Annotated in this window: 14 protein-coding genes and 1 pseudogene; 9 read left to right on the forward strand and 6 right to left on the reverse strand. The window is 74.2% G+C overall.

The window, feature by feature from the left end:
* Nucleotides 1-95 precede the first annotated feature (95 nt).
* Nucleotides 96-920, forward strand: coding sequence for a formate dehydrogenase accessory sulfurtransferase FdhD (fdhD, locus tag J5Y04_RS39535; protein WP_209417370.1), 825 nt, complete (start codon nucleotides 96-98; stop codon nucleotides 918-920).
* On the opposite strand, the gene J5Y04_RS39540 is transcribed toward fdhD, so the two are convergent.
* A complete protein-coding gene (locus tag J5Y04_RS39540; protein ID WP_209417371.1) occupies nucleotides 910-1,389 on the reverse strand; it encodes a helix-turn-helix domain-containing protein in 480 nt (159 codons plus the stop codon). The genes fdhD and J5Y04_RS39540 overlap by 11 nt on opposite strands.
* Nucleotides 1,390-1,511: 122 nt before the next feature.
* Between J5Y04_RS39540 and J5Y04_RS39545 the strand changes: the two genes are divergently transcribed.
* Nucleotides 1,512-2,354, forward strand: coding sequence for an alpha/beta fold hydrolase (locus J5Y04_RS39545; protein ID WP_209417372.1), 843 nt, complete (start codon nucleotides 1,512-1,514; stop codon nucleotides 2,352-2,354).
* A gap of 105 nt (nucleotides 2,355-2,459) precedes the next feature.
* Nucleotides 2,460-3,056: a TetR/AcrR family transcriptional regulator gene (locus J5Y04_RS39550; RefSeq protein WP_209417373.1), complete on the forward strand. Its 597-nt coding sequence runs from the start codon at nucleotides 2,460-2,462 to the stop codon at nucleotides 3,054-3,056.
* 49 nt (nucleotides 3,057-3,105) lie between these two features.
* On the opposite strand, the gene J5Y04_RS39555 is transcribed toward J5Y04_RS39550, so the two are convergent.
* The 4 genes and pseudogenes from J5Y04_RS39555 to J5Y04_RS39570 all read right to left on the reverse strand — a co-directional run bounded on the left by J5Y04_RS39555 (nucleotide 3,106) and on the right by J5Y04_RS39570 (nucleotide 7,934).
* Entirely contained in the window at nucleotides 3,106-3,432 is a 327-nt protein-coding gene (locus tag J5Y04_RS39555; RefSeq protein ID WP_209417374.1) for a hypothetical protein, read from the reverse strand.
* Between the two features lie 762 nt (nucleotides 3,433-4,194).
* Nucleotides 4,195-5,331, reverse strand: a pseudogene (locus tag J5Y04_RS42615) (diguanylate cyclase domain-containing protein); the annotation flags it as partial.
* Nucleotides 5,332-5,751: 420 nt separating this feature from the next.
* Nucleotides 5,752-6,876 carry an adenylate/guanylate cyclase domain-containing protein gene (locus J5Y04_RS39565; protein WP_241002744.1) on the reverse strand — a complete coding sequence of 375 codons (1,125 nt, stop codon included), beginning with the start codon at nucleotides 6,874-6,876 and terminating at the stop codon, nucleotides 5,752-5,754.
* A gap of 167 nt (nucleotides 6,877-7,043) precedes the next feature.
* The gene (locus J5Y04_RS39570) at nucleotides 7,044-7,934 is read right to left on the reverse strand and encodes a biotin--[acetyl-CoA-carboxylase] ligase (RefSeq protein ID WP_209417375.1); all 891 of its coding nucleotides are present in this window, start codon (nucleotides 7,932-7,934) and stop codon (nucleotides 7,044-7,046) included.
* A gap of 249 nt (nucleotides 7,935-8,183) precedes the next feature.
* Here J5Y04_RS39570 and J5Y04_RS39575 point away from each other — a divergent pair, with 249 nt between their 5' ends.
* The 4 genes from J5Y04_RS39575 (at nucleotide 8,184) to J5Y04_RS39585 (ending at nucleotide 10,945) form a co-directional block, all read left to right on the forward strand.
* Nucleotides 8,184-9,776 (forward strand): acyl-CoA carboxylase subunit beta, encoded by a 1,593-nt coding sequence (locus tag J5Y04_RS39575; protein WP_209417376.1) that lies wholly within the window; start codon nucleotides 8,184-8,186, stop codon nucleotides 9,774-9,776.
* A gap of 41 nt (nucleotides 9,777-9,817) precedes the next feature.
* Nucleotides 9,818-10,036 carry an acyl-CoA carboxylase subunit epsilon gene (locus J5Y04_RS39580; protein WP_148644515.1) on the forward strand — a complete coding sequence of 73 codons (219 nt, stop codon included), beginning with the start codon at nucleotides 9,818-9,820 and terminating at the stop codon, nucleotides 10,034-10,036.
* Between the two features lie 149 nt (nucleotides 10,037-10,185).
* The gene (gene mmpB, locus J5Y04_RS43085) at nucleotides 10,186-10,311 is read left to right on the forward strand and encodes a morphogenic membrane protein MmpB (protein ID WP_307853536.1); all 126 of its coding nucleotides are present in this window, start codon (nucleotides 10,186-10,188) and stop codon (nucleotides 10,309-10,311) included.
* Nucleotides 10,312-10,345: 34 nt separating this feature from the next.
* Nucleotides 10,346-10,945 (forward strand): nucleoside triphosphate pyrophosphatase, encoded by a 600-nt coding sequence (locus tag J5Y04_RS39585; protein WP_209417377.1) that lies wholly within the window; start codon nucleotides 10,346-10,348, stop codon nucleotides 10,943-10,945.
* 1 nt (nucleotide 10,946) lies between these two features.
* Here J5Y04_RS39585 and J5Y04_RS39590 read toward each other — a convergent pair whose 3' ends face one another.
* Nucleotides 10,947-11,714, reverse strand: a complete 768-nt coding sequence (locus tag J5Y04_RS39590; protein ID WP_209417378.1) for a S9 family peptidase — start codon at nucleotides 11,712-11,714, stop codon at nucleotides 10,947-10,949.
* Nucleotides 11,715-11,815: 101 nt separating this feature from the next.
* Here J5Y04_RS39590 and J5Y04_RS39595 point away from each other — a divergent pair, with 101 nt between their 5' ends.
* A complete protein-coding gene (locus J5Y04_RS39595) occupies nucleotides 11,816-12,571 on the forward strand; it encodes a hypothetical protein (RefSeq protein ID WP_209417379.1) in 756 nt (251 codons plus the stop codon).
* A 220-nt stretch (nucleotides 12,572-12,791) separates the two neighbouring features.
* Nucleotides 12,792-13,250: biotin carboxylase N-terminal domain-containing protein (locus tag J5Y04_RS39600; RefSeq protein WP_307853537.1), on the forward strand; the 459-nt coding region annotated here is incomplete at its 3' end.

The raw sequence follows: 13,250 nt of genomic DNA on the forward strand, positions 1-13,250 counted from the left end.
CTCCGCGGACACTTCGCCGGTCAGCAGGATTTTCGGTTACCCCGGCCCGTGGCGCACGCTGTGGGGGTGACGAACGGCGCGGAGGTGGCGGGGCGATGACACGGGCGACGGCGCGACGGCGGGTCGTGCGACTGCGCGGGGACGTGCGCAGCACGCGGCCGGACGCGCTCGCGGCGGAGGAGCCGCTGGAGATCCGGCTCGGCGGCGAGCCGCTCACGGTGACCATGCGGACCCCGGGGCAGGACTTCGACCTGGTGGCCGGCTTCCTGGTCGGCGAGGGGCTGGTGCACACGACGGACGGACTGGCCGCGCTGCGCTACTGCGCCGGGACGGACGAGGCCGGCGCCAACACCTACAACGTGGTGGACGCGACGCTGCGCGGCGCCGGCACCGTCCCGCTCTCCGCCCACCGCAACCTGCTCACCACCAGCGCCTGCGGCCTCTGCGGCCGGGACACCGTGGACGCCGTCCGCACCCACGTCCGCCACCGGGTCGCGGACGACCCGCTGACCGTCCCGCCCGCCCTGCTGTACGGGCTGCCGGACGCCCTGCGGGCCGCGCAGCGCACCTTCGAGTCGACCGGCGGCCTGCACGCGGCCGGACTGTTCGACGGCACGACCGGCGAGCTGCTCTGCGCCCGCGAGGACGTCGGCCGGCACAACGCGGTGGACAAGGTGGTCGGCTGGGCGCTGCGTGCCGGGCGGCTGCCGCTCACCGGGCACGTGCTGCTGGTCAGCGGGCGGGCGTCGTTCGAGCTGACCCAGAAGGCGGCACTGGCGGGCATACCGCTGCTGGCCGCCGTCTCGGCACCGTCCTCGCTCGCGGTGGACCTCGCCGAGGAGCTGGGCCTGACCCTGGTCGGCTTCCTGCGCGGCGAGGGCGCCAACGTCTACACCCGCCCGGACCGCATCACCGGCTAGCCGCCTCCCCGGCCGCCTCCGCCCGCAGCCTGCGGACCGTGGCCGGGGTCAGCCGCCGCCCCAGCACCTCCAGCGCCGCCTGCACCTCCGCCAGCACCTGCGGGTCGTCGGTGCCGAGCGCGCGGGCGAGCGCGTCGTCCACGGTCGCGCTCGCGACCTCGACCCGCCGGGCCGAGACCTCCGGCGCGCGACGGACCAGCAGCCGCCGCCGGTCCCGGGGGTCGGCCTCGGTGACGACCGACCCGGCTTCGCGCAGCCTGGCCACCGCGGTGGACACCTGACTCTGCGGCAGGCCGGTCCGCGCCGCGATCTCGCCGACCGCGCTGTCCGGATGCTCGTAGACGTCGCTCATCACGATCACCACCGAGCGGACACCGCCCTTGCGCCCGTCGCCCGCTCCGACCGGGATCGCATCCTCCCCGATCCTCGCCAACGTCCGTCCGAGCAGCAGCAGTTCGACTCCGTTCATGGGGCCAAGGTACATCAACAGAGATGCATCGAAAATAATTCATCTATCTTGATGCATCGAAACAGATGCTCTACGATGGAGTCGACGGCGGCCGACCGGCCGCCCCGGGGAGGGACCCAGCCATGACCACCGCACTGCTCGACACCGCCGGCGCCCGCATCCACCACCAGGTCCAGGGCCGCGGCCCGGTCCTGCTGATCTCCCAGAGCGGCGAGGGCGACGCCGACCGCAGCGCCGACCTGGTGGCCCACCTGGCCGACCGGTACACCGTGGTGACGTACGACCGGCGCGGGCTCTCCCGCAGCCCCCTCGACCGGCCGGGCACGACCCCGACCGTCGAGGAGCACGCCGACGACGTCCACCGGCTGCTCGCCGCCGTCACCGACCGGCCCGCCCTGATGCTCGGCTGCAGCTTCGGCGCCCTGGTCGGGCTCCAGCTCGCCCACGACCACCCCGGACGGCTGCACACCCTGATCGCCCACGAGCCCGCCGCCCCGGCCCTCCTGCCGGAGGAGGAGCGCGCCCGGGCCGTCGCCGCACTGGCCGGGATGCAGGACACCTTCCACCGGGACGGCTGGCGGGCGGCGCTGCACGGGGTGATGGCCGCCACCGGGATCGCCTCCCACCAGGACCGAGAGCCCGGGGCGAGCCCGCAGTCGTTCGGGCCCGAGCGCGAGGCCAACTTCAGCACCTTCCTCGCCCACGACCTGACCACCGTGCGCCGCAGCACCTTCGGGCCCGGCCAGGCCGACGCGCTCGCCGCCGGGCCGACCCGGGTGGTGCCCGTCATCGGCGCGGCCACCGACCCTACGGTCTACAGCTACCGCTGCGCCGAGGTGCTCGCCGGACGGCTCGGCACGGACCTCGCCCGCCTCCCCGGCGGCCACAACGGCAATCTGACCCACCCCCGGGCGTTCGCCGCAGAGCTCCACGAGCTGCTGGCCGCGGCACTCCGGGAGGGCTGAGCCCCGGCCGGGCACGGAGTGCGTCGGGCGCTCCGTGCCGGGCACCCCGTGCCCGAACGAGGAAAGACGAGACGTATCGTTTCGCCGAACCCCTATCATGGGGTCATGACCCGCAGCAGCACACCCGACCCGGCCCGCCGCAGCGAGCGCTCCCGCAAGGCCGTCCTCACCGCCGCCGCCGAACTTGTCGCCGAGGTCGGCTTCGGCAAACTCACCATCGAGGCGATCGCCGCCCGCGCCGGCGTCGGCAAGCAGACCATCTACCGCTGGTGGCCCTCCAAGGGCGCGGTCGTCTTCGACGCCTTCCAGGCCGCCAACGAGGACGCCTCCGGCAGCCTCGCCCTCCCCGACACCGGCGACCTCGCCGCCGACCTGCGCACCGTCCTGCGGCCGACCGCCGACCAGCTCGCCGACCCCGCCTTCGACAACACCGGCCGCGGCCTGGTCTCGGAGTGCCTGCTCGACCCCGCCCTGCTCCGCGAGTACCGCGAACGCCTGATGGACCCGCTGCTGGAGGCCACCCGCGACCGCCTGCGCACCGCCCGCGCGGCCGGCCGGATCGCCGACGACGCCGACCTCGACCTCGCCGTCGAACTGCTCTACGGCCCGATGTACTACCGCTGGCTGCACGGCCTGGGCCCGCTCGACCACGCGTACGCGGACCGCGTCGTGGAGGCGGTCCTGCGCGCACTCAAGGCCTGACACCGGACCGCCGCGGACACCCGGCCGGGGGCCCGCGGCAGCCCGCCGGCTAGCGGCGGCTGCGGCGGACCAGCACCACGACCACCACGACGAGCAGGACGAGCAGCACCACCGCCACCAGCCCGCCGATGAGCTTTCCTATGAGCTTGTCGAAGAAGCCCTTCTTCTTCTTTTTCTTCGACTTGTCCTTGGACCCGGCCAGCTGGGTGTCGTGCCGGTCGGCGGCCGGGGCCGGAGCCGCGGCGGGCGCGGCGGCCGGGGCGCCCTGGGCCGCGGTGCCCTGGAGGACGGTGCCCACCGCGGCGGCGCGCGGAGCGGCCTGGGCGGCCGAGGCCGCCGGCGCGGTGGCGAGTGCGGCGCCGCCGAAAGCGAGCATCGCGGACAGGACAAGGCTCGTCAGACGAGCACGCATGGTGTGACCCCCGAATCCGGCGGGCCCCCTTGGCCCGCCGACCGCGGACACCATCCCATGCCCGCCCGGCCCCCCGGTAGCCTCCGACCAGGACCGTGACCGCCCCGGTACACCCCGGTCGACGGATCGGGAACGGGCCTACCCCGGCGGCGGGGAGGCCGGGCCGGACAGGGCCACGGCGACCAGGGCGCGCATGGCGCAGGCCGCCTGGCCCAGCGGGAGGGTGGCGTCGTCGGCGAAGAGCTCGACCAGCCAGCCGCCCGCCGCGTTCTGGCCGCCGGCGCCGATCATGCCCCGGTAGCCGGAGACGACCAGCATGGCCTCCTCGGCCGGGTCGTTGCCCGCGGCGCCGGCGCGCAGGGCGAAGGCGCCGCCGCGGACGGCCCGCCGGGTCATCGGGTAGTGCCGCAGGTCGAAGACGGCGTCGGGGGCCTCGATCTGCGCCCGCTGGGTCTCCGCCCGGCTGCTGCTGGGGCCGCTGGTCATCCGGTAGACGGCGTGCTGCGCCGTCCGCATCAGCTGCGAGCCGGGCGGCACGTAGGAGACCCACCAGCCGACCGCGTCCAGCAGCCGGGCCGAGGTCTCCGCGACGACGGCCAGCTTGCCGATGGTGTCGGCGGGGTGGACCGAGCGGGCCGAGCCGTGCTGGTCGAGGGCGGCGAGCACGGTGGTGAGCAGCTGGCCCGGGTCGGCACTGTGCGCGGCCCCGCGGAACCGCCGCCGGTCGCCGGCCCCGGCCCGGCCGGCGCCGCGGCCGCGGGCGTCGGCCCGGTGGTGCGGGTCGGCGGCGTCGGCGAGCAGCACGGTCGGGTCGGGCGCGAAGCCGGGCCCGTGGCTGCGTCCGGCGACCACCGGGTGGGCGGAGCGGGCGGCCTTGGCCCGGTACTGGGCGGCGTCGGCGAGCCGGAAGAGCCGGTCGGCGGTGGTGACCGGGCCGATCGAGTCCCCGGTGGAGGCTACCCCGCAGGCGACCCCCTCGCCCTCGGCGAGCGCGAGGGCCCGGGCGCACAGCTCCTCGGCGACGGCGACCACCTCGTCGGCCTTCTGCCCTTCGACCAGCAGGCAGAACTCGTCGCCGCCGAGCCGGGCGGCGAGGCTGCCGGGCAGCTTGGCGGCGGCCAGCGACAGCTGGTGGGCGAAGCGTTCCAGCAGCCGGTCGCCCATCTCGTGGCCGAGCTGGTCGTTGACCCGTTTGAGTCCGTTGACGTCGCAGACCACCAGCGAGACGACCGTGTTGTCCCGGTTGTGCGCCTCCAGCGCGCTCTCCAGCCGGGCGTCCACCGCACGCCGGTTGGCCAGGCCGGTGAGCGGGTCGGAGAAGGCGAGCTTGCGCAGGTCGGCGAGGCGCTCGGTCTGGGCGAGGCCGGCCGAGATCTGGGCGGCGAGCAGGGTGGCGTAGTCGGCGTCGGCCTCGGTGAACTCCGGGGTGCCCACGGTCCGGGCCAGGTACAGCTCGCCCCACGCCTGCCCGTGCAGCACGATCGGGGCGACGACGCAGCAGGCCCGTCCGCGTCGGCGCAGCGCCGCGGCGCGCTCCTGGCAGTACGCGCCCGCCGTGGGATGCGAGTGCCCGGCGTGCGGTTCGGAGTCCTCGGCGCTCTGCAGCCACGCGCGCGGGAGGCGGCCGGTGGTCCAGCGCTCCTCCAGGTAGGTGACGATCTCGGGGAAGTCGGCCACCGGGTAGGACTCGTCCTCCGGCAGCTCCTCCTCCCCGGGCGCCAGCTCCCCGTGGTTGACCAGGACCCTCAGCCGGCCCGACTCCCGGTCCCAGACCGAGACGGCGGCCATGGTGGCGCCGAGCGCCTCGGTGGCACGGGCGGCGGCGGCCCGGACGGCCTCCAGCGGGGTGAGGGCGCCCGCCATGTCCTGCGCGAGCTCGACCACGGACTTCAGCCGCAGGTCAGGGGCGGCCGGCTGCTGCGGCCGGTCGCTGTCGCAGCCGCGGTCCGTCACGATCGCCTCACTGCTCACCGGCTCGCCTCGCTCCCTGTGCTCGGTGCTGACCGGCCCCGCGGCACGCCGCCGGGGCCCGCGCCCGCCGGGGAAGCTGTACCCATCCGGCCGCTTGCACCAAGACTATGGCGGTTTCGTTCGGTTATGCCCCGTTTGCCGGGAAGGATCCGCGCGGCCGTACAGGGTTCAACCGTTCGGCCACCCCGGCCGACACGCCGGAGTGCGCGCCGGGCCGACACACCGGAGCCGTGCCCCGTTCCGATGCGCCGCCGTCACACCGCGGGCCGCCACACCGCAGGCCGACGCACCGCCGGCACGCCCGGTCGCCGACTACTCCGGACGACGACGCCGCGACAGCAGCCACGGCTCGACCAGCCCGAGCCCGCGCACCGGGCGGCGCCACATCGGCTGGAGGTTGAACCGGTGTCCGGCGTCCGGCCCCGGGACCGGCAGCCCGGAGGCGGGCATCCCGGCGGCGGCCGACAGCGCGTCGGCGAGGCCCGGCCCGTCCGCGTCGGCCGGGGCGACGCTGCCGTTCTGCTCCAGCGCGACGGCGAAGTCGCCGTCGATCAGCACCGCGTCCTTGGGCGCGATCGAGGTGAGCCGGCTGGCCAGGTTGACGGTGGTGCCGAAGACGTCGCCCATCCGCGAGGTCACGGTCCCGAAGGCCATGCCGACCCGCAGTGCGGGGATGGAGTCGTCCTCGGCCAGTGCCTCGATCAGGGAGAGCGCGATCTCGGCCGCGGTGACCGGGTCCTCGGAGACGTAGAGGATCTCGTCGCCCAGGGTCTTGATCACCCGGCCGCCCTGGCCGGCGATCAGGTCGGAGCAGGTGTTCTCGAAGGTCTCGACCAGCTCGCCGAGCTCCTCCTCCTCCAGCCGGCGGGAGAGCCGGGTGAAGCCGACCAGGTCGGCGAAGCCGACGGCGAGGCGGCCACTGGTGATCTCGGTGTCCTCGGCGGCCTGCACGACCCGGCCGGTGACGGCGGCCAGCTGCCGGCGCCAGACGTAGACCAGGAACTGCTCCAGCTCCGGGAGCAGCAGCTCGACCAGCGGGTACGCGACCTCGGCGCGGGTCAGACCGGGTTCGACGGACTGGGTGAGGTTCTCCAGGAAGGTGTCCATCTGCCACCCGGCCAGCCGGGCGGTGGTCTGCCCCGTGGACCGCGCCACCTGGATCGCCATCGACTCGCTGAGCAGGCCCGACTCCACCAGCCCGGCCAGCCGGCGCAGCGCGATCACGTCGCCGTCGGTCAGCGCCCTGGACTGCCCGATGTCCGGGAAGCCCATCGCCCGCCAGAAGCGGGTCGCGAGCTCCATCGGGACGTCGGCGGCGCGCGCGGCCTGGTACGGGGTGTAGCGGCGCGGCGCGTCCAGGATCAGGCGTTCCAGGTCGAGCGCGACCGTCTGGTCGTGGTTGCCCGCCGTTCCGCCGCTGCTGCCGTCCTCTGCCACCGGTCCGTCCCCGTGCGGTTGCCGCACTTGCCTCGTGTCCTGCCTGCCCGGGCGCGCCCGCCACCCGGGGCAGTGGCGCGCCTCACACTGCTGCCAGGTGGAATGTTCGCACGGAATCCCGCGATCCGGGGCATCCGCCCGGGTCAAGGGGAGGTGAAGAGTGCCGCTCAGCGCGGCTCGGGGCGCACGTGCACGACGTCTCCCGCGCCGACCGCCTGCCGCGTGCCGTCGGGGGTGCGGACCACCAGCCGGCCGTCGCCGTCGACCGCCACCGCCTCACCGAGCAGCTCGCGGCCCCCGGGCAGGTGGACCCTGACCTCCCGGCCGAGGGTGGTGCAGCGGTCCGCGTACGCACGCAGCAGGCCGCTGGCGTGCGGGTCGCCCGCGGCGGCCGTCCACTCCGCGTAGAGGCCGGCGAACTCGCGCAGCAGGGCGCGCAGCAGGGTGGCCCGGTCGGTGACGGCCGCGCCGGCCAGCGCCAGCGAGGCGGCGGCGGGGACGGGCAGCTCGGCCTCCCGCAGCGACACGTTGACGCCCAGGCCCGCGACCACCGCGCCGCCGCCGAGCTCCGTGAGGATGCCGCCGAGCTTGCGCTCCGCACCGCCGATCACGACCTGGAGGTCGTTGGGCCACTTCAGGCCCACCTCGACCTCGGCGACCCGGCTCAGCGTGCTGGCCGCGGCGACGCCGACCAGGATCGGCAACCAGCCGTACCTCTCGACGGGTACCTCGTCCGGGCGAAGCAGGACGGAGAGGAAGATCCCGGAGCGGGCCGGCGCCGTCCACTGCCGCTCCAGCCGCCCGCGCCCGGCGCTCTGCGCCTCGGCGACCAGCACGGCGCCCTGCGGCGCGCCCTCCCTGGCGCGCGCGGCCAGGTCGCTGTTGGTGGAGCCGGTCTCGGTGACGACGTCCAGCGAGGTCCAGAGCCCGCCCGGAAGCACCAGGTCGCGGCGCAGGGCCTCGGCGTCCAGCGGCGGCCGGTCCAGGTCGGTCCAGGGCGAGGGCCCGGTGTGGCCGAAGCCGCGCAGTCCACTACGACGAGGGGTCTCTGAGGTCATGGCCACGAGACTATGGCGTCGTCCGGCGGTTCGCGCCCGGCGGGAGCCGTAGGCCGCCATATCGTCCCGCAGAACGCGCGTTAACACACTGTGTCGCTGGCCATAACGGCTGGACATTACGTCCGGCCCCGTGCGCTGGCTACGCTACTCAACGGTAGTTCGTTGCGCCGCCCTGCCCTCGTGCGCGGGCCCCCATCCTGGCCCGCGCTGTACCTGGCAGGCGGCCCATGGATCAGGGAGAGCCACCAAGTGACCGAGGCGCCGTACGACCCCCACACCACCGCCGGCAAGCTCGCCGACCTGCGGCGCAGGATCGACGAGGCGGTGCACTCCGGCTCCGCCAAGGCCGTGGAGAAGCAGCACGCGAAGGGCAAGCTGACGGCCCGCGAGCGCGTGGTCGAGCTGCTGGACGAGGACTCCTTCGTGGAGTTCGACGAGTTCGCCCGGCACCGCTCGACCAACTTCGGCCAGGAGCGGAACCGCCCCTACGGCGACGGCGTCGTCACCGGCTACGGCACCGTGGACGGCCGTCAGGTGGCCGTGTTCGCGCAGGACTTCACCGTCTTCGGCGGCTCCCTCGGCGAGGTCTTCGGCGAGAAGATCGTCAAGGTGATGGACTTCGCGCTGAAGACCGGCTGCCCGGTCATCGGCATCAACGACTCCGGCGGCGCCCGGATCCAGGAGGGCGTGGTCTCGCTCGGCCTGTACGGCGAGATCTTCCGCCGCAACGTGCACGCCTCCGGGGTGATCCCGCAGATCTCGCTGATCATGGGCCCCTGCGCGGGCGGCGCGGTCTACTCCCCCGCGATCACCGACTTCGTGGTGATGGCCGACCAGACCTCGCACATGTTCATCACCGGACCGGACGTGATCAAGACCGTCACCGGCGAGGACGTCGGCATGGAGGAGCTGGGCGGCGCGCGCACCCACAACACCAAGTCCGGCAACGCGCACTACCTGGCCACGGACGAGAAGGAGGCGGTCGAGTACGTCAAGAGCCTGCTCTCGTACCTGCCCTCCAACAACCTCTCCGACCCGCCGTCCTTCCCGGAGGAGGCGGACCTCACGGTCACCGACGAGGACCTCGAACTCGACACCATCGTGCCGGACTCGGCGAACCAGCCGTACGACATGCACAAGGTGATCGAGCACGTCCTCGACGACGGCGAGTTCCTGGAGACCCAGCCGCTGTACGCCGGCAACGTCATCACCGGCTTCGGCCGGGTCGAGGGCCACCCGGTCGGCATCGTCGGCAACCAGCCGATGGACCTGGCCGGCTGCCTGGACATCGCCGCCAGCGAGAAGGCCGCCCGGTTCATCCGGACCTGCGACTCGTTCAACATCCCGGTGCTGACCTTCGTGGACGTGCCGGGCTTCCTGCCCGGCACCGAGCAGGAGTGGGACGGCATCATCCGCCGCGGCGCCAAGCTGATCTACGCGTACGCCGAGGCGACCGTCCCGCTGATCACCGTGATCACCCGCAAGGCCTTCGGCGGTGCGTACGACGTCATGGGCTCCAAGCACCTGGGCGCCGACCTCAACCTGGCCTGGCCGACCGCGCAGATCGCGGTGATGGGCGCGCAGGGCGCGGCCAACATCGTCTACCGCCGCGAGCTGGCCGAGGCCGCCGCGGCCGGCGAGGACGTCGACGCCCGCCGGGCCGAGCTGGTCGCCGAGTACGAGGACACCCTGCTCAACCCGTACCTGGCCGCCGAGCGCGGGTACGTGGACGCGGTCATCGCCCCGAGCGAGACCCGCCGGCACATCGTCCGCGGCCTGAGGGCGCTGCGGGGCAAGCGTGAGGTGCTGCCGCCGAAGAAGCACGGCAACATCCCCCTGTAGCCGCCCTCCCCCACCAGCGGCCGTCACGAGAGGATTGAGCCATGGCCCCGATCCACGTGCTGCACGGGCAGCCGACCCCCGAGGAGCTCGCCACCGTCCTGGCGGTGGTCCAGTCCCGGGCCGCCGCCGCACAGGCCGCCGCCGAGGCGGCCCGCGCCGGTGGCGGCCCGGACTCCCCCTGGAACGACCGTGCCCGCCGGCTGCGCGGCACCCCGCGCCCCGGCGTCAACGTCTGGCGCACCTCGGGCTGGGCCGGCTAGCACCGGCCCGGCACCGTCCGCGGAGTGGGAAGTCGGCCCGTCCGACTTCCCACTCCGCGCAGGCGCGTCACGGCACGCGCCCGGATTGCCCCGAAAGCTGAGTACGGATACTCAGGCGTCACCGCAGCCCCGCGGAGCACCCTGGAGACGTGCTCTGGTCAGACCCACGCGACGAGCCCTCCCCCGAGGCCCGCCGGATGCAGGAGAAACTGCGCCGCGCCGGCCCCGTGCTCGCCGCCCTCAGCCTCGTGATGGCCGTTCTGCTGATGCTCTGAACGGGCGCGCGGGCCACCCCCTACCCTGGTGGGCATGACCGACCGCCGCACCCTCGTCCTCGCCTCCGCCTCCCCCGCCCGCCTCGGGCTGCTGCGCCAGGCGGGCCTCGACCCGCGCGTGGTGGTCAGCGGCGTCGACGAGGACGCGATCACCGCCGCCACCCCCGGCGAGCTCGCGCTCGTCCTGGCCGAGGCCAAGGCCAAGGCGGTCGCCGCCGAACTGACCGGCGGCGAGCTGGTGATCGGCTGCGACTCGGTGCTGGAGCTGGACGGCCTGGCGCTCGGCAAGCCCGCCGACGCCGCCGAGGCGCTGGCCCGCTGGCAGTCGATGCGCGGCCGTTCCGGCGTCCTGCGCACCGGGCACTGCGTCATCGACACCGTCACCGGTGAGCAGTCCTCGGCCACCGCCTCCACCACCGTCCGCTTCGGCACTCCGGACGACGCCGAGGTCGCCGCCTACATCGCCTCGGGCGAACCGCTGCACGTGGCGGGCGCGTTCACCCTGGACGGCCGCTCGGCGCCGTTCGTCGAGGGCATCGACGGCGACCCGGGCAACGTCATCGGCCTCTCGCTGCCGCTGCTGCGCACCCTCCTCGCCGGGCTCGGCGTCCGCATCACCGACCTCTGGGCCTGACTCACCCGGCCGCCGGGGCGTGCTGCGCCAGGAAGGCCAGCACGTCCGGCAGCGCGCCGTCCGCGAGCAGGTCCGCACCGTGGTTGCCGCCCGGGTAGAGCTTCAGCGCCTTGCCCGGGGCCACCGCGGCGGCGTACAGGTCCTTGGCGTCCTGGCTGAACGGCGTGTCGTCCTCCTCGGCCGCGAAGAGCTCCGGCACCAGGGAGGTCCGCACCGCCTTCGCGGCGTTGTCCCCGCTGTACTGCGCCGGGCCGCTGAGCGAGACGACGGCCGCGACCGGCAGCGGGGCGGGCGCCGCGGCGGCCACCAGCGAGCCGGTGCCGCCCTTGGAGGCGCCGACCAGGACCACCCCGGTCACCCCCTTGCCCCCCAGCCACTTCACCGCGGCGGGCAGGTCGTCCGCCGGGCTGCCCGGGACGTCGGACGCCAGCACGGCGTACCCCGCCCGGGTGAACGCCGGCAGGTAGCGCACCCAGTCGCAGAGCGAGCCGTCCCGCTGGTGCGAGAACACCACCGCGACCTTGGCCGGCCCGCCGTCCGCCTGCTGGAAGTACGCCGGGCGGACACCCGACGTGGCCGGCAGGTCGATGCTGCCGGCCCGGGCCTGCTCCTCACTCAGGCACCCGTGGGTACGTGCCGGGCCCGGCGCCGAACTGGTCGTCCCCGGTGCCGGTTTGGCCGTTCCGTTGCCCGAACTGCCGCAACCCGCCAGGGCGACCAGGCAGACCGCCGTTGCCGCCTTGGACAACTTCCCCGTTGTGAACATCACTTGATGCACGCTAGGAGCGCCTGTGGAGACCGTCAATGTTCCCGACGGGATCCCCCGGCTAGGCTGGCCGCCGTTCGTTCACGGGGGGAGGAAACGCCGCAATGACCGACAGTCTGCTCAACGTGCTGCTGGGCCTGGTGGCCAGCGCGATCAGCGCCGGACTCGGCTGGCTCGGGCAGACGGCGCGCCGAAGACGGCGGCTGGAACGCGTCCGCTCGTTCCTCGGCCTGCCGGCCGGGACCGAGTGCCTGCTGGTGGTGAACCGGCACGCCTCCTCGTCCAGCGGCAGGAGCGTCTCGCGCAACGACGTCTTCGCGCTGATGGAACTCGCCGCCCTGGTCAAGGAGTGCGGCGCCCTGGCCGACCTGGTCGCCCACGACGACGTCCGCCAGGGGCTCGGCCACAAGGCCGAGTTCTGCCTCGGCGGGCCGACCAGCAACGACCGGACGGCGGCGCACCTGACGTCGTGGCTGCCCGGGGTCGCCTTCACCGGCGACATGTCCGGCAGCGTCCCGGTGCTGACCCTGACGGTGGGCGGCGAGACGTACCGGTACGAGCACGAGTCGGCACCCTCGGGCGGGCAGGCGTTCGTGCTGCTGGCCCGGCTGCACCCGACGCCGGGCAGCCGGCCGGCCTTCCTGATCGCCGGGCAGACCGCCGTCTCCAACCACGCCGCCGTGCGCCACCTCGTCGCCCATCACCGTAAGCTCGCCCGGCGGTACGGCGCCGACGGCACGTTCGCCCTCGTCCTCAAGGTCGTCAACCCGGGGGCGTACGGCCCGGACGTGGTCGAGCTGGTCGCCGACGTGACCTCGCAGGCACTCGAACGGAGGCCCGAAGCGGCCCCCGCTCCGTGAGTGTGGCCAAGGCCACCGCGTCGCCGTACCTCCGGGTCACCGCCCGTACGGGCCGGCCCGCGGTGGCGGCACCCGCCGCCACCTGGGATTACCCCGAACGGACCGCAACACGGTCCGCCGGATGCATCACCCTCCGTGTGGGATAGTTCACAACCTTGGGCTACTCGCCGGTACTACCGAGAAATCCATAGACTCGATCAGGTTCAAGAAGGGAGCCACAGTGCGCAAGGTGCTCATCGCCAACCGCGGAGAAATCGCCGTCCGCGTCGCCCGGGCCTGCTCGGATGCCGGTATCGCCAGCGTCGCCGTCTACGCCGAGCCGGACCGGGATGCGCTGCACGTCCGCGCGGCCGACGAGGCTTACGCGCTGGGCGGCGACACCCCCGGCACCAGCTACCTCGACATCGCGAAGGTCCTCAAGGCCGCCGCGGACTCCGGCGCCGACGCCGTCCACCCCGGCTACGGCTTCCTGTCGGAGAACGCCGACTTCGCCCAGGCCGTCATCGACGCCGGCCTGACCTGGATCGGCCCGCCCCCGCAGGCCATCCGCGACCTCGGTGACAAGGTCACCGCCCGCCACGTCGCCCAGCGCGCCGGCGCCCCGCTGGTCGCCGGCACCGCCGACCCGGTCTCCGGCGCGGACGAGGTCGTCGCCTTCGCCACCGAGCACGGCCTGCCG

Source organism: Kitasatospora sp. RG8, from assembly GCF_017813315.1.
In the GTDB taxonomy this organism is placed as follows: Bacteria; Actinomycetota; Actinomycetes; order Streptomycetales; family Streptomycetaceae; genus Kitasatospora.